Raw genomic sequence first — 21017 nt, 5'->3', positions numbered from 1 at the left:
AAACAAGGTCGTGAAAAAAACAAAATGCTGAACATACTGCATGTCTGGGATCAGGCCGGCGTGGCGTGCGTCCTGGCAAAATACCAGAGGATGCAGGGGTGCCAGTCACAGGTCGTAATAACAAGTAACGCAGACAAGTTCGGGATTTATGATTTTTACAGGGGAAAGGGCATCGTAGACGTCGTCGATAGCCCCCAGGATTTTGTACAGGAATGCATGACAAGGGCGGAAAAGGCGGACGTGGTTCACGTCCATAGCAGGGCAGAGCTGGTGCCCGCCCTGCGCAAGAAATTTGGGAACAAGATAACAATCGTGCTCCATTACCACGGCACGGACATCAGAGGGCTGAAGAAGAAATACAGCCTTCCGCACAGATCAGTCGCGTCGGACCTTGCTGTTGCGGCCATCTATGCGGCAAGGAGAATAAGAAACCGGAGAATAAACCCGCAGGCCCAGAAGATGGCCGACATGGTTATCGTTGCTACTCCCGACCTTGTAGAACTGGCGCCGCAAGGATCGATTTACGTCTCAAATCCTGTGGACGTAGACCATTTCCGGCCGGCATCAAAGTCCACTGGAGAAAATTCAGGTCAGAACAATGACGGCAAAGCCTTGACCTTCAACACCGAGACGGCAGACCTACCGCGGGTCGTACGGCATTTTGAAAAAAGCAATTTGCCCTACAAGCTGGAGGTGTACGACAGGACCAAAAACCCCATCAAGTATGGCGACATGCCGGCCTTTCTTGGAAGGTACGAGGCATACGCCGACATAAGGTACGTAAACGGCAGGGTGCTTGAAAACCTGAGCAAGACGGCGCTTGAAGCCCTCGCCTGCGGCCTGAAAGTAATAGACTACCAGAGAAACGTGCACATCCGGCTTCCGCAAGAGCACGACCCGGCCGCAGTCGCGTCGAGGTTTATCGGCATGTACCAGAACCTGCTTGAGGACAGCAGGGGCGCAACGAGGAGGCTTGCGCTATGAAAAACTCGGAGACGAGGGGGTACTGGGAGGAAAGGCTTGCCAAGAATTTCGACCTGTCCGGCGTGGGCTTTTCCACCCTCGGCAAGAATTACAATGGGTGGATGTACAGGGTCCGCAGGCACGTCCTGCTCAAGACTCTCGGGAAACTAGACTACCGCTTTAGCGACGCCACGACAGTCCTTGACATCGGTGTCGGGACGGGCTTTTACATCGACTTTTGGAAGGAACTGTGCAGGGGCAGGGTGGACGGGTTGGACATCACGGACGTCGCGGTAAAGAATATGAAAGCAAAGTATCCCGACTCGCAGTTTTATGTCGCCGACATTGGCGAGAACAACCTGCTTGAAACGCTGGGCAAGAACAGGTACAGCGTCGTGTCCGCCTTTGACGTCCTTTTCCACATCACAAGCGATGAAAAGTACAGGCGGGCGGTACAGAACATCCATGCGCTCTTGGAGCCGGCTGGGATTTTTGTCCTGTCGGAGAACTTTGTGCACTCTAACGGGGCAAGGGCCAATTTTCAGGTGACAAGGTCAAAAAGGTACATCGAGAGGCTGCTTGCAGAGACAGGGTTTCAGGTAATAGAGCGTGCGCCCATGTTCGTCCTGATGAACGCTCCCGTCAATTCAGATTCAAGGTTCAGAAGATTCTGCTGGAGGTCTCTTACGAGGCTCGTGAGCAGAGGCGAATCCGCAGGGTCTGCCGTGGGAGGCGCCATCTATCCGCTGGAGCGTCTGCTCCTGTCGATGACCCGCGAAGGGCCGTCGACTGAGCTCATCATCTGCAAAAAGACCCGAGATAGAACAACTTAACGGCCTTGCCGCTGCAACAGTGACACGATTTTGTCCCGGATTGTCGCAGAGGTCTTGCCCCTGCCAAAAACCGGCCTGTGCGTTTTTCTTGCGGGCGCCCATTTGCGCACTGCCTCGACTATTGCCTGCGCATCGCTGCTGTCGACAAGCCTGTTCCAGCCCATGCCGACCGTTTCCACCCATTCGGTGTTCTGCCGGACGGTGACGCATGGAACCTTTAGCAGAAAGGCTTCCTTCTGGACGCCGCCCGAATCAGTGACTATTTTGCCTGCGTTGTGCGCCAGCTTGACAAAGTCGACGTACCCAAGGGGCTTTATCAATTTCAGGTTCTTGCAGCGCGAGACGGCCGGCATGTGGCCGCTCTTTTCCAGAGCCTTTAGCGTCCGGGGGTGCGCGGGAAACACTATTATCGTATCCGAAAGCGCCTCTATCGCCCGAATTATGGTCGCAAGGCTGTCCGGCGATGCAGTAGTGTTTTCTACTCTGTGGATAGTCAAAAGCACGTACGACTTGGATTCCAGCTCCAGCCGGTCAAGGACGTCAGACCGGGCGCCGGCCCTGACTGCTTCGTCGACGATTTCAACTGACAGGTCGCCACTGTAAATTATCCGGCCCTGGACCGATTCTTTGCGCAGGTTGTCGACTGCGGTGCGCGTTGGGGCAAACAAATAGTCGCTTACGTGGTCCGTCAATACCCTGTTTGTCTCCTCTGGCATCCGCCTGTCAAAGCTCCTCAGACCAGATTCTACGTGTGCAAGCTTTATCCCAGAGCCAGCGGCTGCAAGCGCCCCTGCAAGCGTCGAGTTGGTGTCCCCGTACACTAACACGAGGTCAAAACTTGAACGCAAGAGCGCTTGCTCTATCCTCTTTATCATCTCGCCCGTCTGGTATCCGGGGGTGCCGGACCCGACCTCCAAGTTAACGTCCGGCTCGGGGATCTTGAACTCTTTGAAAAATATCTCGGACATTTCAAAGTCATAGTGCTGGCCGGTGTGGATTATCGTGTGCTCTATTTCTGGGCTCTTGGCAAGTGCCTTGTGGACAGGCGCCAGCTTTATGAAATTGGGCCGGGCCCCCACGACAGATGCTATTTTCAATCTCTTTCAAGGACAAGGTAGCCAAAAGCAGTATTATTGTTTGCCACCTAGTCATGCAGCATGATACAGAAAGAGAGAATGTAAGCCTATTATCCCGACTGCACATAAAGATTGCAGCATATGGATTCTCCTCAAGGAATCGACGAAATCTTGCCGGCAGAAAAAATCGCTTTCATTGCGTACAATATCGGCGTGTACGAATCAGTCCAAAAGTTCGGCGGACTCATAACGTCTGGCAAGATAACGGGCGCCACCGATGCGGCAAAAGTGGTAGAGCTTTTGGCTGAAACCACGGCTTTTTACGATTCAGAGATGATATCGCAGCTCGTAAATTCGATGATAAGGTCTCATGGCATGGCAGGCGAAACCTCGGCTATCGGAAGCGTCACCGCAGCCAACGTAGAGTATGTTATGAAGCAGCTAAAGGCGGCGGGAGTGTCGCTTGGAAGATAATGGCGTGCCTGAAACGCATTTCGTAGATGACTCCGGCTATAGGCGATGCGTATTGACATCCGCTCCACAGACAGGGTAGTATCAGTTGTTCGGATTTTCTGAAAAACTCGGAATTTCAGGATGAGAAAGAGCCGTTATCGTAAAAATATCGCAGGGCAAGAATTCGCTACATTGTTGCGAATTTTTTAATAGTCTACTGCCTTCTTCAGAGAATCTGACATCACTTGAATCTGATTTCATATATTTGTAAAAAGACCCTTTCGTACAAGACCATGTTATTGTATTAGCCTCCCCTCAATTTTCCCAAAACAAAAGCAATCGCAAATCCCGCCATTGTCGCAAGGCCAATTACGCTTCCGCCTTTCTCGAATGCTTCTGGAATCATGGATTCTGCCAGCATTACAAGGATAGCTCCAGAGGCAAAAGAGAGGGCAGCTGACACAATTTCAGGCTGGGCCTTGGAAAGAACAGAGAATCCAATCGCAGAAGCCACCGTGCCTATGACAACAACCGCGCTCCAAATCAGCAGTATCTGTTTTTTACTCCTGCCATGGCTCCGCATTCCCTGAGTCGAAGCCAAGCCTTCTGGAAAGTTGGAAATAAAGATGGCCGCAATCAATACAACGTTTACAACTCCTCCAGTAACAATAGAGATCCCGAGTGCCATATTCTCAGGTATATTGTCCATGAGGGAGCCTACCATGAGGGCCAATCCAGACGCGTTTGCACCACCTCCTGCATTTTCACCATGTGACCTCTTTCTGTTCTTCAAACCTTCATTCTTCTTGTTTATTATGCGGTTTGCGACACTGTATGAAATTCCTCCGAGGGCAAAACCAGCGATTACCGGAACCATGTTCTTTGCAAGACTGAAAGCTTCATCTATTAGTGAAAAGGTCAAAGCAGCAACCAGTACACCAGCGCCAAAGGCCATTATTGAGGCAATCACTTTTCTTGGCAGGCTAACGAAGGAAGCAAGTATCGCGCCCAGTACCAAAGGGAGACTTGCTACAAAGCCCCACAGCAGAGATTCAAGAATATTATTTCCTGCCAATGTGCCAATGCCTATACAACTTTATCTCGCAGCTAATCTAAAAGAGATGATAGCGAAATGAGGCAACGGAATGATTGTCAATTCTGTCCTGTTTCTCTTCCTTTCTTTCACATAAGAAACGTATGGCAGTAGAAGCGATTGAGGATATGACTATGACCATCTAGATAGATATGCACATGACGTGTTTGCATCCTTGGAAAATCATTTGAATCATTCAAGGTATTTAATATATATACACATGGCCTCAGATGTAACTGGCGGTCCAGGCGCAAAGAACGTCACTGTCGGATTCAAAGAGATCCCAATACGCGAAGAATCCCTTGTTGCCGAACAGATTCTAGAAAGAGCAGGACTTGACCCATTGGAGTATGAGCTTCGCTTTCTAAACACGGGAGAGAGGGTATCCTCCGGAAGAATACTAAAGATAGAGGATGGCATGAAGCTGGATGCCGTAATAAAGTCTCGTTAAGCGCGTATTCTGATTATATTACATAAAACCATGCAACGTCTTGCTTCAAACGATAGATTTTGAATCTATGAAAGGAAATTCCTTTAATGTGTTCGAGTGATGGAGATTATCAGAGAGGAAGAAGGGGAGAGCGATATCGAACTCGACATTGCCTAAACAATCATTGAGATACTTGGACTAACGCTCCTGTCCAAAAGTAGGCTGAAAGCTTGGATAAAGGGTCATACCTCCGTCTACAAAGAAGGTTGCGCCGGTGACATAACTCGCCTTGTCTGATGCCAGAAATTCTGCTACGTTAGCGACTTCTTCAGGCGTTCCTATTCTCCCAACTGGAATCCTTTCGAGTGTCCTTTCAAATTCTTCGACATTATTCTTGAGGTCGCTGTTCATGTCCGTTTCAATGGCTCCGGGCGCAACTAGGTTTGCCCTTATGTTGTGTTTGGCAAGCTCCAAGGCCATGGTCTTTGTCATCATCTCAATGCCTGCCTTGGAAGTAGCATATGGGATGTACAGCGGCTTTGGAATAATCTGATGGACGGACGATATATTTATGATACATCCTCCCTGCGGATCCTGTTTTAGCATGTGCTTGATCGCTTCTCTGCTACAGATGAAGGGGCCGGTTAGGTCTACGCTTATAGTTCGATACCATTGTTCAATAGATGTTTCTTCAAATGGAATTTCCTTCTGAATTCCGGCGTTATTAACTAGGACGTCAATTCTGCCGTAATGTTTTGCAGCATCGTTAACAAGTCGCTGGCAATCACTTTCAATCGAAACATCCGCCTCTATTGTAAGGGCATCGCAATGATTGCCAAGTTGCCTGATTTTCTTCGCGACGGGCTCTGCCTCTTCATAGTTTCTAGAGTTTATTACGATTCCGACGTATTCTCCACTTGTCGCAAAGGCCATTGCTATCGCCTTGCCGATTCCCTTGCTAGAGCCTGTCACTATTGCAATTTTCTTTCCCTGTCGCACAGTAGTCATGTGTATTGTTATCGTTATGATATGATCTGGAAAATATTAACGAGTTTTTTAACCAGAATGGCGGTCCGTTCGATAGCAGATACGTGTATGCTGTTTCCCGAAGCTAGTAGAATGGACCAATTTAAGAATGGGGGCCACGTTATCTCGCTAGCACATAATACGACAAAAAATTCAATTCCTTTAACAAGATATCAGCCGATCTGCTTTCAGACTTCTGACGTACTGGCGAGTATGTCTGTGAGGGCTAGTCGTACTTCTGCAATACCTGTTCTAAAAGGAAAGGCACCATCGCCTTTGTCATTTAATGGATTAATCCATTCGTAAAAAGCATGTGTATGAGGATGGCCGTCTGAAGCCAAGGTTGAAAGCAGCATATTGCAATCCTCTACCATTTCAAATCTGCTTCTTGCGAGCATTTCTATCCCCGTGATCCAAGGCCAGAAGGTATGGTTGTGGTATTGGAACGGCTTCAATACCCAGGGTCCTGTCGTGTCCAAAAGGGCCTCCGTGATTAGCGGCCATTTTTCTTTCCATACCCTTTTTTTGACTTCATTCAGGGCGGACAGTGATCGTCTGTGTAATTTGTTCTGGGAAATATGTAACTTTTCTGCACCGGAATTCTTGGTTCTTCCTTTTGTTGTTTCAGATGCCCGAAGAGGGTCGTTGCCGGTGTTTTCTGTTATGGCCACCAAGTACAACAATACGTCTTGAGTCAATAATCTGTATACCTTGCCAATATGGTATCCGGCGTGAATATCGACGTAACTGCCTTCCTCCTCTGACCATAGTATATCTTCTGCAGCTTGGATAGCTTGATTCGCGAGACTTGCAGTGTCCTTGGCAGTCATCATCATCATGCCAGCGTCATTGCCGCGGGTGGGAGAATTCATTTTGGATAACAGCATGGTGAAATTATTTAGCGCCATTATCCATGCCGCTTGACTGTAGACGATCTTTCCAGAGCGCATTGCGGTGTCCATCCAATCTTCATTTGGCCCCTGTTCAAGCAAACCGTCGCCGTCTGAATCCCTGCTGGAAAGATAGCGAACGGCTCTAGACATCTTCTCACTTAGGTGGTCGGCAAGTGCAATTGGGTCTTGCAAAATACTCCTGCTCTCCACGGGATCCAAAGAAGCTGTACGATGAGATGCCACCTTCATGCGAATTGGCTGGTCGATATCTTTTACGCGATTATGCGCCTGCTTTTGTTTATTATGCTCGTCCAATACATGTGAAAGTACCCACGCAGTCGTGGAAATCATCAATGCGGTAGAATCAATATCAGGATTCTTTCCATATATCTCCGAATAGCCTGCCTGGTAAATTGTTGTTGGAAGTGCGCCATCAAAGGATTTCCTCAGATCCTCCTGCAAGGTAGCAGTCTTGAACTTTTCTTCTGGCGAACCCCGGCCATATACGATCTTCTCTTTCTCTTGCGGTTCTCTGCTCTTATCATTACTGTCATCATTATCATCGCCCACTTGATGAGACCATATCAGGTAGAGGTGCCGAAGGACTTCATGGACGTGGCCAGAGAGGAACCAGTCCCGGAGGATATAAGACGCGTCTCTGCACCAGATCGCATAGTAATAGCCGCCAGGATTGATACCTTGCATTGCATTTTCTTCTGTTTTTTGCAAGAACTTGTTTGCCTTGATGCGAAAATTCTTCCAATCCGAGCTATAGAGAGTGCCGCCTTCTTTTTGTTGAACCAATCTACAAATTTCTCCTCACTATCTTGCTAACTCCCCTTGCTCGAAGGAGCGTCCTCATGAGATTCTTTGTTTGGGATCTCGCCTTTTTGCATGTGCTCCACCGTTAGATGTCTTTGCACTTCGGCAATACTATCGAACCTTTTTCCGCAAATTGGGCAGCTTGTTTCTGCAGCGTTTCTGTTTGCGGATTTGCCACCATCTTCAACGCCGCTCATAAGGATGTACAACAGAAATATCCCAGACACATCTGATAACAGTTTTGCCCGGGAAACGACGAATCAGCCGCTATATGTATAGAGGTCTAACAGTAGATACGGAACAGGAAATATGTCCATGGAATGACGGACCGTGTTAGGCCAACAGAATTAGAGCCGTCAAATCTAAATCTCGCATGAACTGCAAAATGCAAAACGGCATCAAAAGTGGTTTTTGTCGTCTCTTCCAAAATAGTCACTCCTATCAATTCGCTAGTCTAAGCTCAAACAATGTACTTCTATATTCTGCAAATGATTTCTTTATCGTTCGACTAGGTTTTATTTTACATCTTTTAGAGTACTGTCAAATAATCGTCGGATCTAGTTTCACATCATATTCTTCTATCCGACGAATTCTTGACAGAATCCTAGTAAAATAGTGCGGGGGGTGGGATTTGAACCCACGGACCCCTAAGGGACGGGATGACCCATTGTGAGATCTTAAGTCCCGCGTCTCCAAGGTTGTTGTTCTCCCTATTTGGCCGGGCTCTACAACCCCCGCGCACAGCGCAAAGATGCGCCGTCAGTAATTAAATCTTGGCTGTTCCTTCGATACCTTAATCAAACCCTCGTGTTTTGTTGAACGTTGAGCCTTGGTAGCTCAGCCTGGTAGAGCGTTACCTTGGTAAGGTAGAGGAAGTTAGTAAGAAATTAGGACTATTTCCTCGGCTACCCAAAGAGGTAGAGGTCGTGGGTCCAAATCCCACCCAAGGCTCTTTTCCTTCATATCACTAATGGAATGGTCCAGTACCGCAGGGGGAGAAAGAGTTTGACTAACCAAAAAGACTTGGCAGTAGCTGGCTCTTGTCTACCTCACATAACAATTGTACGAAATCCTTAAAATTCATTCTTGTAAAATGCGGCAGAATAAAAAATGGAGAGCAATTATAAAAACACGAACGCCCAGAACCGCTTCCTTTACTTTGGTGCTGCAGCGACGACAATCTTGGCGGGAATAATCCATCTATACTTGGCTGCTAACTCTATCTCTCACCACCGTTTCGGAAACAATGTCATACTATTCTTGGTCGGCGGCCTTGCCCAAGTCTTTTGGGTACTCCCGATTCTAAAGAAATGGGGGAAAGTGTGGTACTCAATAGGCATCGCCGGGACTATCGCCTTTGTAGCAATCTGGGTCATAACCCGTATGCCCGGAAATCCAATTACCCATAGAGGGAGCGAAGTAGATCCAATTGACATCGTTACAGAAGCATTCCAGCTTGCCTTTATCGGCCTCAGCTTTGCCATCTTGGCAATAGAAAACAGAAGGGTCAAGAAACAACTAGGCAACGATTGACGGGATTTTCAGTTATCGTCAAAATAGGGAGGAATCATACGGGTTCCCTTATTCGGTTGCAGAAAGCTGTAACCAAATATTCTGTCCAAAAGGCAATTTTTCATGCTGGAGTATCTTGCAGATTTATTCCAAGAATTCTGGCAGGGGCGCAGTAGCCGCCGTGATTGTCGCTGCAATTACCAGACGGAATTAGACTCTTCAGAACCTTGCCAAAACTTGATGGCCCCGCCGGGTGTGATAAACCATGAAGCGCGAGGGAGAATGCCCGGCGGAGCCTGCCATGACTCGACTGTAGTTTAACGTTGTCAGCCCATCATAAAACCATCAGGTACACAGAGCAAACAGATGCAAGAGTTTCATTCCTCAGACCTTGACGGGTCGAAAGTTACCCCTTCGTCTTGGCCTTTTCGCATTCTTTTTTTGATGTCTTTTCCAAGTGCTTCTCCTTTATTTTCAGCAACCTCTTCAATGCCTTTTTCACCGACCAGACCTAATTCGGGATCCTGGTCGCCCTGGCGCGGGTACTCGTTTACTTCCCTCTTGCCAGGATTCGGCTTCCGGGCTCGTTTTTTGTTGTTCTGGCGCCCTTTGTCAGACATATAGATTACAAGAGCGCATGGATTGAATAAAATAGTTAAGATGTATAAGTCAATAATCGGAGAATTCTGTTCCATCCCAGTCATTTCAGGACTCTGTGAGTAAGAGAATTGGTAAGGATGAACTCAAGTTGGTGTGCATAGGCGGGTATGCGCGAAGAGAGGACGACATTCTATTTGGTCAACAGTCTGTTATCTCACGTACCAGATATCGAGTAGCCAAGGGCGCGGATTATCTCTTGTAAATATTACAATATTGGCTATACAATTTTGTTTAAATACGATAAATGCGTATGATATTTTGATGAGTAGAAAAATGCGCTTTTCCCAAGGCGGCAGGTGTGAGTGCATCTGCCACAGCAGGCCAAACACTGACTACTGCGGCTATTGTTCGCAGTCTCACAGAAGGTTCGTGCGTTAAGCTCGGTGATATTTTGGGTCACCGAGTGCAAAAAAAGAAAGGCACCGCTTTAACGGGAAAATCCTTGTCGGATTAGTCATTCGAAATAGTTGCTCATTGTATTAGTGTTAATCCGCCCATTTCCTTTGCATGTATTACACGTCATGGTATTCATACCGATCAAGATGTAACCCCTACCGCTGCAATTTTGACATTTTTCTTTTTCCATAGGGTTGCTATGAAAATGGGTAGTTATTTTATCATGTCGGCGGAGACTGAGATATTGTTATCATCACATCAGAATGGTGATGTAAGGAGATCAGAGGTGGCTGGCTCAAATTGCTAGCCTTTACCAGCAAGCCAGTCCCAGTCTGACCCCGTTACCACATTTGGCGCGCAAGTGGATTTGCGTAACATCACGTATATTGAATTAATAAAATAAAAAAGTTAAGGGTACATCGCGCCAAGACTATTGCATGGTAGTCTGTACTTGTAAATAACATAAGGTCCGTACATGCTTGTGGAGGAGGCAGAATTACTGACGTGCCATGAATGCATATGTCTAGAATGTCTCCACGAGTTTGCGGCTAGCTGTGTTCAACATGATTGCACTTGCTGCTCACATGCAGAAAAGTCGTAGTTAGCCTCTTCTGTCGATTTGGTCGAATTGGCAGAGGTTGCCTTTTCGTTACAATGGGATAGTAAGGCTGGAGTGTCTAAATGAAATAGCAAGGGCAAAAGACAGGTTACTTTCTTGCCAGCCAATAATAATCCAAAATAATAACTGCTAAAAGCATCTGTCGAATCTCATTATTATTAGTTCTACGAAAAGATATTGTGTCAGATAACAAGAACGCATTAGACTTTGTAGATTGGAATGAGCTAAAGGGCAAAGAAGCCCGTGGCGTTGACAAGAAGGTGGATCTCGGAGAAATCCAAGGTATTGGAAGAACCTACGTCGTTACAAAGAAAGGCATAGCAAGCAAAGAAAAGTTCTACATCCCAAAAGCCCTGGCAGAGAGGTATGATGGGAAAAGAGTATGGTTCAACGTCACGGAAGGAGCGAAGCAGGAGTTTGGCCGTGAGAATCCACCTACTGACGAAGAGATGGCAAAATACAGAACACCAGATTCCCGCCCAGACGTTAATGAAAAAATAGTCGTCGTTTTGGAAAATCCTGTCTCTGAAGAGGTGATAGTGATAAGGGAAGCCAAAGAGTTCCCAGTACTAGACTGGGAGAGGATTATTCACAAGAATGTCCGTTCGATGGATGGCGAGCCGGTAGGCAATGTTGTAGCCCTTTATCCTGACAGCTTCCACGTTGAAACACAAGGCTCCCAGATGGCATACGACATACCGAAGAATGAAGTGGATGGCTTTGACGGAGCGGAAGTTCGGTTGAAGGCTCCAATAACCGATCTGGAACGCTATATCATCAAGAATAAGTAAATACGAGGAGGATCAGACGTACACACGCTTTTTTCCTCACACGCGGAGATATGCCCATTGAGTTATACAACTTCAGCAGAGCGTGTCTCTAGGCAGCCAATCCACAAGTAATAAAAGAAATGCGAGTGCCATGTTCACAGGTCAGGGGGAGCGGTTTGTTCGTATCCCTTGTCTGTAACACAGAGCTACCAGACTGGTGCTCTCCCTGCCTCCGAAGTTCTTTTGAAGTATTATGTTGGTGATTTGGTCTTTGTTTAGATATTTTGCAAGATCATTTTGGAGGGCTTGGCAGGGCAGAGATCAAATCTATCCAAGTCTTTTCACGTCATGTGTATGTTGACAATGTCATGATATACGAGTCTAGCGAGGCATATAACGCAGATTTTTTAGTCAGAATGCTCGTTTTATATTGCGCTTTTTGGTCATAGGGCGTTAATAGGCTTTGTCGTTGTAATGCGATATGCTGGTCAACGGGCTGATTGGCAAGTTGCTGCAAGCGCGTGCAGTCGAAAGGCGCGACGGCGAGCTTACCTTTACAAACGCCTTTGGCGGATACCTCCTTTGCAGCATATCGTACAACTCTACCAAAGCACTCACGGTTCAGGGATGCCGTGAGATCTTGGCTGATTTCGAGTCCTCCCTAGCAGACCTGTCGACAGACGAGATAGAGGCAACGGTGATGTTGCTTGACTATTACCTGAACCACGCGGTCGCTATCGATTGGCGCTAATTATCATATGCGCGTGCAACCGGCTAATGGACCTGCGCGATCCCTCACGCTTTTGCCTCCAATCGAGATTAAAGTTCAAAAATGCCGCCGCGTTTTCTTTTATCAGATATTTTTTGGCCATATTGCCTATTAGCGTCACATATATCAGTAGAGTGCAATGCAAATTAACGGGTTAGTAAGCAAGCTTTCAAGGGTCCATGCCGTGCAGATGGGCAGAGAGGATATTGTTTTTAACGCGGGATTCACCGAGGTTCTGTTCAGAGCAGTTGGCGAGAACGGCCCAAAAACGACCGAGAACTGGCGGGCAATTCTGTCAGGCTATGATCCGTCGCTTTCTCGTCTGTCAAGCGAGGAAATATCCGCTCTTCTTGCGCTTTTCATTTATTCCGCCGCGCACCGCAAGGCCGCCGGCGCAAATACCGGCCGCCTAACATGACTGGCGTTGTCTGCGCTCCGGTACGATGATGCATAACCCCATTTAAAACCCGGGCTCTCGATGATTTATCTAGATTTTGCACTGAATATGGTTAATAACCTCTTCTCAGTCGCCATTATTGGCAATGTTGTGGGTAGAAAATGGGCTCATTCAAAAACTGATGCAGGCCCACGCCATCGAAAGGTGCCAGAACGACATTGCGTTTACAAGTCAGTTCCAGAGATTCGTGACGCGACAGCGCGGCAGGATAACCAAGGAGCAGACGCTTGAAGAATGGCGACTCGTCTTGGGTGCCTATGACTGTAAGTTGATGACATTAACGCCCGACGAGGCAGGGGCCACCATGGTCCTTCTAGAGTTTTTTGCAGACAACGCAAGGACGGCTGTCCCGGACGGCCGATAGACCGGCCGCAAAAAGTTTTTGTTCGTTGTGACGGCAGAGAGTTTATCTGACGCCTTGCGCGCAACGCACACATACACGCGATGGCTATTTCGCTCGCCTCGATAACTGTGCACCTTTCTTCTTCAAAATGTAGAAGGTTTCTTGCCGGCGACGGCATAACATCGCCCGACTTTGTGCTCCTACCACTTGCAGGCGTGCTTGAAGGTGTGTCCATCGACGCAAGGGCCGCAAGAAAAAGCCTGCCGGCGCTCGGCGAGACGTTCAGCATCGCCAAGAACCTTGACGAGTACCAGAGCAGGATATGCGCGCTCGTTCCGTCGCTTGCCGACAGGAACCCGGCCAAGGTGCGGCTGCAGAAATACAGGATAGGCATCATCGCGGCTTTTGCAGGGCTTGCCCCGCTCTTTAGGACGGGCGACATGGTAGAAGAATGGAACAGGCACACAAGGCTGCTGCTTGAAGAAGCCTCAAACGCGTACGTCGCGGCGACATCGTCGTCATCATCAGGGCAAAAGCAGTACGCGGCAAGTACCGCAGAGGCGTTTTCCTTCTTTGGCGTGCCGGAGGAGCAGGTTGATGCCGCTTTGGACAGGATGTACGGCAGCTCAACCCCCCTCGACTAGCTATTTGTACGCAGGCAAGAAAGGCTTTAAAGAGCATGAGGCTCTCAAGAAAGTAGAGAGAGTGCCTGCCAGAGAAATCCAGTTTGTATATGCAGCCAAAGAGATGCCCAAGTTTGCGACTAACCCCCATCTGGTATGCGGCTTTCCCGGCTCGGGCTATGTCGGCAAGCTGGCAGTAGACCACCTCATACAGGAGCTTCATGCCACACATCTTGCAGACATTTATTCAAGCTCGTTTCCGCCCCAGGTGATGATACGCACCGACGGCACGGCTGACCTTATGAAAAACAGCATATTCTCGTGGCAGGACAAAGAGACCAGCTTGCTTCTCCTCACCGGCGACTCGCAGCCGTCAAACCCCGACTCGGAATACGCGCTTGCAGAGCACATACTTGACTTTGGCGCGCAGCTGGGCGCACAGCAGGTGTTCACGCTTGCGGCGTACATCACGGGCGTCTTTGTGGACAAGCCCCGCGTCTTTGGAACTGCCACCGACGCATCCCTTGTCGGCGATTTTGCGTCGCATGGCGTATCCCTCATGGATAACGGCAGCATCACTGGGATGAACGGCCTTGTAATAGGGATAGCGAAACTGCGCGGAATAAAAGGCACGTGCCTTCTCGGCGAGACGTCCGGCTATGTAGTTGACGCCAAGGCGTCAAAAGCGGTGCTAGAGACCCTACTTTCCATGATAAACGTCAGCGTGGACATGGCAAATCTTGAAAAACGCGCAAAGGACACAGAGATGCTCATACAGACGATAGAGCAGCAGATGGCGGCAGGAAGAGGAGGAGGGCCGCCAGGCCAGGAAGGCCAGCAGCAACAGCAGCCTCAAAAGCCGCGCAACACGGGATACATCAGTTAGTTGACTAGGCTTTTGTCAGCTTGCCGAACTTGCCGACGCTGATGCTGTTTTCGCCCTTGAACGTGTTGATGTAGCCGTTCTCTACCGAGATCCTGTCGCCGGTCTGAATCTTGTTGATGTCGTCGCCCCACAGGGACAGCTTTATACTGCCGCTGTCGTCAGAGATTATGGCATCGGCCACGGTGTTTGTGCCGCCTGCCTTCAGGTTCACGGTCCTTGGCTGGCCGACAGAGTCCACCTTGGCGGTGACGCTGACGTTGCGCATACCGGGCTTCAGTTCACTTATCTTCATGCCAGAAGGATGAGAATATTCTCGTAATAAAGGTAACGACAGCGAAAACTAGTACCCTAACGGAGGCATTGCCGACCGTGCAGGCATACACCACTAGGCGGTTCAGCGAAGCGCGGCTTTGCCTCCATGTCAGAAGAGGAAAGAAAGCACATAGCAAGCAAAGGCGGACAACACTAAAGAGCAAAAAACAACAGCATCACTCATCCAGTGCGAGAGACATCAAAGCTACACTTATCCTCACATTCCTTTTCCCTTCCTTTTTATTGTGTGTGTGTTTTTCAATACGACATCGGTTACCCCTGAGCGACAGAGATAATTCTAACAGATTTTACATTCCATTTTCAAGCGTCATTAGTCCACCTCATATGGGCAACGGCGAAAGGAACAGGACGCCGTTGCCCGTCCTGTGTGGACAGTACCGATGCTGTGAGGATGCCTTTGGGGTATAAGGCAAAACATTTTCTATTTTAGAATCTAAAACAGTTGTGGTTGCAATGCACTACAATGTATCCAAAAAATGCATATATTAGTCTGTAAATGCATTCTTGTATATGAATGCCGTCTTCATGTGACATGATAAGATACATAATGATGCAGAAATACGACCCTCCGCCTCATTGCCGATGTTGTACTGCAAGGGCAAGCATTGAGGTAATCAGAGAAAGAAAAGACCATTACATCCTTTTCAGGTTTTGTGAGCAGTGTTTTTTACAGCATTATCACGCAAGTAAGGAGCAGTTATTAGATAACGAAATTGTCGCTAAATAATCCTCGGTAAATCAAAACACCATCTGTTAGAAAAGCGCACATACACATCAAAACCGCCCCACCTCAGTATTGGCCTCATGACTCGTGATTGGCTAGACCGCGCCGATTGTTTCAAGAAGCATCCTTATCGCTCAAGCTAGTCTCTTGCCACTTTAAAGCCGCAATCAAAACCAAATGTGCATCGACGTTTATCGTAATCCTGTGGTTATGAGAATGTTTCCGTCATTTTATAAAATAAAGGTCAGGTTTCAAGTTTCGTCACAACCTGTGAAAATCCGCAGTCCGTGCACACTACCTTTGTGCCTGCGACCGTCCTGTCGCGAACCTCGTGTACAGTCTTTGTGTGGCACTTTATGCAAAGCCTGTTTACGGTCTCGGGTTTTGCCATTCTCCCGGTAACGGTTGTATGTACTGCCACATTAACTTTAAGGCGCAAGCATGAAATAAGGACGGCGGGGCAGGGCAATTACCATTTGTGTGGAGGGGTAGCGAAGCCCGGTCAAACGCGCAGGACTCAAGATCAGATGCGCATACGGCACATCATTTACTCCCGCAACATCCACAAGAGCGCGGGATGAGTGATCCCGTCCCTTAGGGGTTCGTGGGTTCAAATCCCACCCCCTCCACCACATTATTATCCTTAAACCAAAGGTTCAAATCCTTTTTTTGGGCGTCCAAAAACGTGGCGCGCAAGTCGGCAGTCCTCATCCCCGTCATAATCGCGGCCGTGGCGATAGGTGGGCTCGGGCTTGCATTCATGCCGCAGGACATCAAGAACAGGAGCCCCGATTTTCCAAGGGGCACGGTGCGCATCAACGACGACGTGATAACGGTAGAGGTGGCGCACTCTGTTGCAGAAAAGCAGCGCTGGCTCACGTTCAGGCAGGACAAGTTGCCAGTTGACAATGCCATGCTGATGAAGTACGACAAGCCGGACCTCTACGACATTTGGATGCTCAACGTGAACTACAACCTCGACCTGATATGGTTCGACCAGGACGGCAACGCGGTGTACATGAAAAAGGATGTTCCTCCGTGCGGTAGCGTGCTTGATCAGCAGGGCTGCACGTACAAGAATACCGAGCCGGCGATGTACATCCTGGCTGGAACGGCAGGGTTTGCAGACGCTCACAAGATAGACATCGACACCAAGATGAACATCATTTCGGCGTAAAATCGAGTTTTGCAACGACATAGGCACTTGTCGAACTTGACAACGACCTCGATGGTCAATAAATCAAGAAACACCATACAATCCGCGTGCAGTATTAATTAACGTACGAGTGTCATTTCAGAATGTGGAGTATGCACTTGCAGACAGCCATGCCAAGCCATTGTCCAGAAAAGAGGTAGGACAGCTTCTTGCAAGGCCGAACCTGCTCAGAATAGCGTTCCTCGATGAAAAGGGCAAGCCGGTTGTCCATCCTGTCTGGTACTACTACAGCAAAGGAAGGTTCTATTTTGCCACGGGCAGGCAGGGCAGAAAGACAGATGCCCTCCGCAAGAACCCCGGCGTCTATTTTCTTGTCGACGAAAACCCGACAGATAGTCCGCCACTTGGCGTCCGGGGTAGGGGCACTGCAGAGGTAGTTGACGACCCGAAATACGCGACAGGGGTCACAAGGCGTTGTGTAAAGAAATACCTTGGCACTACAAAAAGCAATAGCGCCAAGGCGATAATTGCGATGGGCCCCGACTCGTGTGTGGTAGAGGTGACGCCACAAGTCATGGCGACTTGGAAGTTCTAGCTTAGCCCACGGCTTTTTTCAATTCGTCGTAGGCGTGCCTTACCTCGTCTATCGCCGCTCCATCCTCAAGAGTGGTGATGTCGCCTATCTTGTCGCCGCTTGCAATCGCCTTTAGCAGCCGGCGCATTATCTTGCCCGAGCGGGTCTTTGGAAGCTTGCCAACGAAATACACCTCGTCGGGCGTCGCTATTGGCCCCACGGTCTTCCGTATGTGCTCGACTATCTCTTTGCGCAGCGCGTCAGATGTTGTAATTCCTTCCTTTGCGACGAGAAACGCGATTATCGACTCGCCTTTTGTAGAGTCCGGCCTGCTTGCCACCGCGGCCTCGGCTACGGCCTTGTGCGACACGAACGCGCTTTCAAGCTCCATCGTGCCGAGCCGATGGCCGGCGACCTTTAGCACGTCGTCTGCCCTGCCAAGGAGCCACAGGTAGCCATCTTTGTCCACGAGCGCATAGTCACCAGGGTAATAGGCGCCTTCAAACCTGCTCCAGTAGGTTTTCTTGTACTTCTCGTCGTCGCCCCACAGTGAAAGGAGCATCCCCGGCCAGGGCTTTCTCACAACAAGGTAGCCCTTTGTCCCCGGAGGAACAGGACTGCCACTGTCGTCGACTACCACTGCGTCGACTCCGGGCACAGGAAAGGTCGCCGAGCCGGGCTTCATGGGCACAAAGTCGACGCCGGTGCACGCAGAGAGCATGATGCCCCCGGTTTCAGTCTGCCACCATGTGTCGATTATCGGAAGGCGCTCCTTTCCTATCGTCTTGAAATACCACTGCCATACCTCGGGGTTTATCGGCTCGCCCACCGTGCCGAGCAGGCGCAGCGAAGACAGGTCAAACGAGTTTGGCACCGCGTTGCCGTACTTCATGTACATACGCAGCGCAGTCGGAGTCGTGTACAGTATTGTTGCGCCGTGCTTTTCTGCGACGGCCCAGTACCGGTCCGGCTTTGGGTAGTCTGGCGCGCCGTCGTACATTATTTCCGTGACTCCGTGCATCAGGGGCGCATACACCATGTAGCTATGGCCAGTCACCCAGCCGATGTCGGCGGTGCAAAAGAATATGTCGTCTTTTTTAAAGTCAAAGACCCATTTTGCTGTCGCGTACAGATGCACGAGATAGCCGGCCGTCCCGTGCATCACGCCCTTTGGCTTGCCAGTGGTTCCAGAAGTGTACAGTATGTAGAGCGCGTGTGTGCTTTCCACCATCTCTGGCTCGCAGAATGCCGGTGCCTTTTCCATCGCCTCGTGCCACCACACATCCTTTGGACCCATTTTTACCTCGTTTCCTGCACGCCTGAACACCGCCACGCTCTGGACGGAGGGAGTCTGCGCAAGCGACTCGTCAACCACCTTTTTCAGGTCGACCAGTTTTCCCTTGCGAAAGCCGCCGTCTGCCGTCACTATCACCTTTGACTGGGCGTCGTTCACCCTGTCGACTAGTGCCTGCGAGCTGAAACCAGAGAAAACCACGGAATGCGTCGCCCCTATCCTTGCGCACGCAAGCATCGCCACCGGGAGCTCGGGCACCATCGGCATGTATATCGTGACCCTGTCGCCCTTTTGCACGCCGAGGCTCTTGAGGACGTTTGCAAACCTGTTGACGAGGCGGTAAAGCTGGAAATATGTGAGTGTCCTGGACTCGCCGCTTTCGCTCTCCCAGATGATTGCGGCCTTGTTCTTGGTATCTGTTGTGACGTGCCTGTCAAGGCAGTTGACGGAGGCGTTGAGCAGTCCGCCGGAAAACCAGCGCGCAAAGGGCGGGTTCCAGTCAAGCACGCGGTCCCACTGCCGGTGCCAATCAAGGCCCCGGGCCTGCTCTGCCCAGAACCTGTCAGGAGCTGAAAATGCCTCTTTTGACATCTTTTCAAGCGCCATTCCGGGCCGGACGGTCACCTTGACTTCGCTTGACTCTTCGTACAGTTTTGAGGGCTGGCTTGACAAATATATTTACACCAACCAGAGGCCGAATTTGTTTTAAAAATTGATCGCTTGCACGGCAGCGGCAAGGCGCGGCGCGCGCCTTCTCCTTGCGCGCACGACGTTTGAGATCATCAGCTCTCGCTGGCCAGTCCTTCTCGACGCGTTGCAGTTTATCAGGCGCTCAACCCTTGCAGTCTTTATTGCAAAGTCGCCGTACAGGTCGCGCACTCCGCGCGTGTCAGAGTTGGAGAGCACCAGCGTGCACCCAAGGTCGTGCAGGCGCGTAAATTCGCCGGCAAGCTCCACGTGGTCCTGCCAGCCGAAACTCTCGCGGGTATAGTCGACAAAGTTTGCGGTCTTGGTCGCCGGCAGGTATGGAGGGTCAAAGTACACGACGTCGCCTTTTGCGCATTGCCTTGTGGCCTGGGCGTATTTGGCATGTACTATTCCCACGCCTTCGCGTCCAAGCACGCCGGCGGCAGAAAAGAGCGCGTCGCGGTTGCATATAGTCGGGCGCGCGTACGTGCCATGCGGGACATTGAACCTGCCGGCCCGGTTGACGCGAAAGAGGCCGTTGTAGCACGTCCTGTTCAGAAAAATCATCCTTGCGGCTTGCTCTACCTTGCTTCCGCCGCCCGCAGGCGCGCCGTCGCGTACAGAGTAATAGTATTTTTCCCGCCCTGCATAGTATTTCTGCTGGTGCTCTTCCAGAACTTGTACCAGCTCGCCGGCCCTGTCCCGGACCTGCAGGTACACGTTGATAAGTTCATGATTAGAATCTGAAAGCACTGCTTCAAAGCGCGGCCTCGACTGCGCAAGGTGGAAGAACAGCGCTCCGCTTCCAAGGAACGGCTCAAAGTAGCGGTCGAGCCTTTCAGGAAAGAACCGTGCAAGTGCGTGCACCAGCCGGCGCTTGCCTCCAGCCCACTTTAGAAAAGGCCCTACGCTTTCCAAGACATGTTGAGATACGTTATCAGAGTTAAAAGAGCCGTGGTGCAAACAGTACGATCCCGGGCTATCCAAACTCTGACTTGTAGACACTAGTTAGTCTGTCTTTGAATAAATTGACGAACGCTTTTATACATACGGCGTTGACGAACCTAGTCTTTTAAAACTTGCCAGAGAAGGTGGGCGGATACTATGGCGACGATGATGATAATATACAGATAAGCGGCGACAGGCTCAAGGTGATCCTTGAAAAGGGCCTTGCCGTGTTTGGCAACTCTGGCAAGGAGTACATAATGGAAGATCTTGTGCGCCACGGCGTCAAGTTTGACGACAAGTCGCATTACACGCTTGCGCAGGTGAAACAAGCATTGTCGGTCCTCGGCGAGGACGGCGCGGCGCTCGTCATAAGCAGAATGCGCAGGGAACTAGGGCGCGCCTAGAGTCTGACGACGTTCTTTGAGGCAAGCCGGATGTCCTCCGGTTTTATCGTCTTTCTGCCGGCATGCATCGAGAGTTCCGCCGCCTGCTTGGCTATCCTCTCGGCCGCCTCCTCCAGAACCTTCCGAAGCTCGTCTGCCGCGTCGTCGCTCACGCGCTCGGCGCCGGACTTTTTCATTATGCGGTACATGGCCGCGAGGCCAAACTCTGGACCTGAAGACACAGGTCAGGGATGGCGGCCGCCTGTTAAAAGTTTTAATTCCTTTCTGCCGGGA

Annotated in this window: 24 protein-coding genes, 3 tRNA genes and 1 pseudogene; 17 read left to right on the top strand and 11 right to left on the bottom strand. The window is 49.9% G+C overall.

Translation table 11 applies throughout. The annotated features are described in order from the left end of the window. Positions 1 to 24 precede the first annotated feature (24 nt). Both ACYOR7_RS03470 and ACYOR7_RS03465 read left to right on the top strand, forming a co-directional pair. Positions 25 to 984, top strand: a complete 960-nt coding sequence (locus ACYOR7_RS03470; protein ID WP_294805407.1) for a glycosyltransferase family protein — start codon at positions 25 to 27, stop codon at positions 982 to 984. Continuing rightward, a complete protein-coding gene (locus ACYOR7_RS03465) occupies positions 981 to 1796 on the top strand; it encodes a class I SAM-dependent DNA methyltransferase (protein WP_294805405.1) in 816 nt (271 codons plus the stop codon). Before ACYOR7_RS03470 ends, ACYOR7_RS03465 begins: the two co-directional genes overlap by 4 nt. On the opposite strand, the gene wecB is transcribed toward ACYOR7_RS03465, so the two are convergent. Beyond that, positions 1793 to 2893 (bottom strand): non-hydrolyzing UDP-N-acetylglucosamine 2-epimerase, encoded by a 1101-nt coding sequence (gene wecB, locus ACYOR7_RS03460; RefSeq protein ID WP_479913120.1) that lies wholly within the window; start codon positions 2891 to 2893, stop codon positions 1793 to 1795. The two genes, ACYOR7_RS03465 and wecB, sit on opposite strands and share 4 nt — an antisense overlap. Before the next feature lie 120 nt (positions 2894 to 3013). Here wecB and ACYOR7_RS03455 point away from each other — a divergent pair, with 120 nt between their 5' ends. After that, positions 3014 to 3346 (top strand): hypothetical protein, encoded by a 333-nt coding sequence (locus ACYOR7_RS03455; protein WP_294805401.1) that lies wholly within the window; start codon positions 3014 to 3016, stop codon positions 3344 to 3346. A 283-nt stretch (positions 3347 to 3629) separates the two neighbouring features. Here ACYOR7_RS03455 and ACYOR7_RS03450 read toward each other — a convergent pair whose 3' ends face one another. Then, positions 3630 to 4400, bottom strand: coding sequence for a ZIP family metal transporter (locus ACYOR7_RS03450; protein ID WP_479913119.1), 771 nt, complete (start codon positions 4398 to 4400; stop codon positions 3630 to 3632). A gap of 238 nt (positions 4401 to 4638) precedes the next feature. Between ACYOR7_RS03450 and ACYOR7_RS03445 the strand changes: the two genes are divergently transcribed. After that, positions 4639 to 4869, top strand: coding sequence for a hypothetical protein (locus ACYOR7_RS03445; RefSeq protein WP_294805397.1), 231 nt, complete (start codon positions 4639 to 4641; stop codon positions 4867 to 4869). Between the two features lie 177 nt (positions 4870 to 5046). Here ACYOR7_RS03445 and ACYOR7_RS03440 read toward each other — a convergent pair whose 3' ends face one another. The 3 genes from ACYOR7_RS03440 to ACYOR7_RS03430 form a co-directional block, all read right to left on the bottom strand. Then, positions 5047 to 5856 carry a glucose 1-dehydrogenase gene (locus ACYOR7_RS03440; protein WP_294805395.1) on the bottom strand — a complete coding sequence of 270 codons (810 nt, stop codon included), beginning with the start codon at positions 5854 to 5856 and terminating at the stop codon, positions 5047 to 5049. Between the two features lie 206 nt (positions 5857 to 6062). Continuing rightward, a complete protein-coding gene (locus tag ACYOR7_RS03435) occupies positions 6063 to 7571 on the bottom strand; it encodes a glucosidase family protein (RefSeq protein ID WP_479913118.1) in 1509 nt (502 codons plus the stop codon). Between the two features lie 634 nt (positions 7572 to 8205). Then, a tRNA-Leu gene (locus ACYOR7_RS03430) sits at positions 8206 to 8327 on the bottom strand. Positions 8328 to 8415: 88 nt separating this feature from the next. Here ACYOR7_RS03430 and ACYOR7_RS03425 point away from each other — a divergent pair. Then, positions 8416 to 8540, top strand: a tRNA-Thr gene (locus tag ACYOR7_RS03425). 159 nt (positions 8541 to 8699) lie between these two features. Further along, positions 8700 to 9122, top strand: a complete 423-nt coding sequence (locus tag ACYOR7_RS03420; protein WP_294805391.1) for a hypothetical protein — start codon at positions 8700 to 8702, stop codon at positions 9120 to 9122. 356 nt (positions 9123 to 9478) lie between these two features. On the opposite strand, the gene ACYOR7_RS03415 is transcribed toward ACYOR7_RS03420, so the two are convergent. Then, positions 9479 to 9805 carry a hypothetical protein gene (locus tag ACYOR7_RS03415; protein ID WP_294805390.1) on the bottom strand — a complete coding sequence of 109 codons (327 nt, stop codon included), beginning with the start codon at positions 9803 to 9805 and terminating at the stop codon, positions 9479 to 9481. A 1150-nt stretch (positions 9806 to 10955) separates the two neighbouring features. Between ACYOR7_RS03415 and ACYOR7_RS03410 the strand changes: the two genes are divergently transcribed. The 6 genes from ACYOR7_RS03410 (at position 10956) to ACYOR7_RS03385 (ending at position 14624) form a co-directional block, all read left to right on the top strand. Next, entirely contained in the window at positions 10956 to 11567 is a 612-nt protein-coding gene (locus ACYOR7_RS03410; protein ID WP_294805388.1) for a hypothetical protein, read from the top strand. Between the two features lie 460 nt (positions 11568 to 12027). After that, positions 12028 to 12297: a hypothetical protein gene (locus tag ACYOR7_RS03405; RefSeq protein WP_479913117.1), complete on the top strand. Its 270-nt coding sequence runs from the start codon at positions 12028 to 12030 to the stop codon at positions 12295 to 12297. A 157-nt stretch (positions 12298 to 12454) separates the two neighbouring features. Beyond that, positions 12455 to 12733 carry a hypothetical protein gene (locus ACYOR7_RS03400; RefSeq protein WP_479913116.1) on the top strand — a complete coding sequence of 93 codons (279 nt, stop codon included), beginning with the start codon at positions 12455 to 12457 and terminating at the stop codon, positions 12731 to 12733. 124 nt (positions 12734 to 12857) lie between these two features. Beyond that, positions 12858 to 13136 carry a hypothetical protein gene (locus tag ACYOR7_RS03395; protein ID WP_294805383.1) on the top strand — a complete coding sequence of 93 codons (279 nt, stop codon included), beginning with the start codon at positions 12858 to 12860 and terminating at the stop codon, positions 13134 to 13136. Between the two features lie 80 nt (positions 13137 to 13216). Beyond that, positions 13217 to 13759: a hypothetical protein gene (locus ACYOR7_RS03390; RefSeq protein WP_479913115.1), complete on the top strand. Its 543-nt coding sequence runs from the start codon at positions 13217 to 13219 to the stop codon at positions 13757 to 13759. After that, on the top strand, positions 13713 to 14624 hold the full coding sequence (locus ACYOR7_RS03385) for a proteasome assembly chaperone family protein (RefSeq protein WP_479913114.1): 912 nt from the start codon (positions 13713 to 13715) through the stop codon (positions 14622 to 14624). The genes ACYOR7_RS03390 and ACYOR7_RS03385 overlap by 47 nt, the downstream gene beginning before the upstream one ends. Positions 14625 to 14628: 4 nt before the next feature. Here the strand turns inward: ACYOR7_RS03385 and ACYOR7_RS03380 are convergent, their stop codons facing one another. Next, positions 14629 to 14916, bottom strand: a complete 288-nt coding sequence (locus tag ACYOR7_RS03380; protein WP_294805378.1) for an OB-fold nucleic acid binding domain-containing protein — start codon at positions 14914 to 14916, stop codon at positions 14629 to 14631. A 117-nt stretch (positions 14917 to 15033) separates the two neighbouring features. Here ACYOR7_RS03380 and ACYOR7_RS03375 point away from each other — a divergent pair. Beyond that, positions 15034 to 15093, top strand: a pseudogene (locus ACYOR7_RS03375) (KGG domain-containing protein); the annotation flags it as partial. A gap of 832 nt (positions 15094 to 15925) precedes the next feature. Here ACYOR7_RS03375 and ACYOR7_RS03370 read toward each other — a convergent pair. Next, positions 15926 to 16102, bottom strand: coding sequence for a hypothetical protein (locus ACYOR7_RS03370; RefSeq protein WP_479913113.1), 177 nt, complete (start codon positions 16100 to 16102; stop codon positions 15926 to 15928). Positions 16103 to 16163: 61 nt separating this feature from the next. Between ACYOR7_RS03370 and ACYOR7_RS03365 the strand changes: the two genes are divergently transcribed. The 3 genes from ACYOR7_RS03365 to ACYOR7_RS03355 all read left to right on the top strand — a co-directional run bounded on the left by ACYOR7_RS03365 (position 16164) and on the right by ACYOR7_RS03355 (position 17432). Further along, a tRNA-Leu gene (locus ACYOR7_RS03365) sits at positions 16164 to 16313 on the top strand. A 53-nt stretch (positions 16314 to 16366) separates the two neighbouring features. Then, complete coding sequence (locus tag ACYOR7_RS03360; protein ID WP_294805374.1) at positions 16367 to 16858, top strand: DUF192 domain-containing protein; 492 nt, start codon at positions 16367 to 16369, stop codon at positions 16856 to 16858. Between the two features lie 109 nt (positions 16859 to 16967). Continuing rightward, positions 16968 to 17432 (top strand): pyridoxamine 5'-phosphate oxidase family protein, encoded by a 465-nt coding sequence (locus ACYOR7_RS03355; RefSeq protein WP_479913112.1) that lies wholly within the window; start codon positions 16968 to 16970, stop codon positions 17430 to 17432. Position 17433: 1 nt separating this feature from the next. Here ACYOR7_RS03355 and acs read toward each other — a convergent pair whose 3' ends face one another. Then, positions 17434 to 19377, bottom strand: coding sequence for an acetate--CoA ligase (gene acs, locus ACYOR7_RS03350; protein WP_479913111.1), 1944 nt, complete (start codon positions 19375 to 19377; stop codon positions 17434 to 17436). 33 nt (positions 19378 to 19410) lie between these two features. Further along, positions 19411 to 20310 carry a DNA adenine methylase gene (locus ACYOR7_RS03345; RefSeq protein ID WP_294808147.1) on the bottom strand — a complete coding sequence of 300 codons (900 nt, stop codon included), beginning with the start codon at positions 20308 to 20310 and terminating at the stop codon, positions 19411 to 19413. 161 nt (positions 20311 to 20471) lie between these two features. Here ACYOR7_RS03345 and ACYOR7_RS03340 point away from each other — a divergent pair, with 161 nt between their 5' ends. Then, positions 20472 to 20744 (top strand): hypothetical protein, encoded by a 273-nt coding sequence (locus ACYOR7_RS03340; RefSeq protein ID WP_479913110.1) that lies wholly within the window; start codon positions 20472 to 20474, stop codon positions 20742 to 20744. Here ACYOR7_RS03340 and ACYOR7_RS03335 read toward each other — a convergent pair. Continuing rightward, positions 20741 to 20965, bottom strand: coding sequence for a histone family protein (locus ACYOR7_RS03335; RefSeq protein ID WP_294808153.1), 225 nt, complete (start codon positions 20963 to 20965; stop codon positions 20741 to 20743). The genes ACYOR7_RS03340 and ACYOR7_RS03335 overlap by 4 nt on opposite strands. Positions 20966 to 21017: the final 52 nt, after the last annotated feature.

The sequence above is a fragment of the Candidatus Nitrososphaera sp. 86-2 genome, assembly GCF_056726185.1.
The sequence above is the reverse complement of the archived record's forward strand: the minus strand, read 5'-3'. Positions and strand labels throughout refer to the sequence as shown.

Coding starts and splice junctions, on each gene's coding strand:
- ACYOR7_RS03470 (WP_294805407.1), top strand. CDS start 25: ATGCTGAACATACTGCATGTCTGGGATCAGGCCGGCGTGGCGTGCGTC.
- ACYOR7_RS03465 (WP_294805405.1), top strand. CDS start 981: ATGAAAAACTCGGAGACGAGGGGGTACTGGGAGGAAAGGCTTGCCAAG.
- ACYOR7_RS03455 (WP_294805401.1), top strand. CDS start 3,014: ATGGATTCTCCTCAAGGAATCGACGAAATCTTGCCGGCAGAAAAAATC.
- ACYOR7_RS03445 (WP_294805397.1), top strand. CDS start 4,639: ATGGCCTCAGATGTAACTGGCGGTCCAGGCGCAAAGAACGTCACTGTC.
- ACYOR7_RS03440 (WP_294805395.1), bottom strand. CDS start 5,856: ATGACTACTGTGCGACAGGGAAAGAAAATTGCAATAGTGACAGGCTCT.
- ACYOR7_RS03420 (WP_294805391.1), top strand. CDS start 8,700: ATGGAGAGCAATTATAAAAACACGAACGCCCAGAACCGCTTCCTTTAC.
- ACYOR7_RS03415 (WP_294805390.1), bottom strand. CDS start 9,805: ATGACTGGGATGGAACAGAATTCTCCGATTATTGACTTATACATCTTA.
- ACYOR7_RS03405 (WP_479913117.1), top strand. CDS start 12,028: ATGCTGGTCAACGGGCTGATTGGCAAGTTGCTGCAAGCGCGTGCAGTC.
- ACYOR7_RS03400 (WP_479913116.1), top strand. CDS start 12,455: ATGCAAATTAACGGGTTAGTAAGCAAGCTTTCAAGGGTCCATGCCGTG.
- ACYOR7_RS03395 (WP_294805383.1), top strand. CDS start 12,858: ATGTTGTGGGTAGAAAATGGGCTCATTCAAAAACTGATGCAGGCCCAC.
- ACYOR7_RS03390 (WP_479913115.1), top strand. CDS start 13,217: ATGGCTATTTCGCTCGCCTCGATAACTGTGCACCTTTCTTCTTCAAAA.
- ACYOR7_RS03385 (WP_479913114.1), top strand. CDS start 13,713: ATGCCGCTTTGGACAGGATGTACGGCAGCTCAACCCCCCTCGACTAGC.
- ACYOR7_RS03380 (WP_294805378.1), bottom strand. CDS start 14,916: ATGAAGATAAGTGAACTGAAGCCCGGTATGCGCAACGTCAGCGTCACC.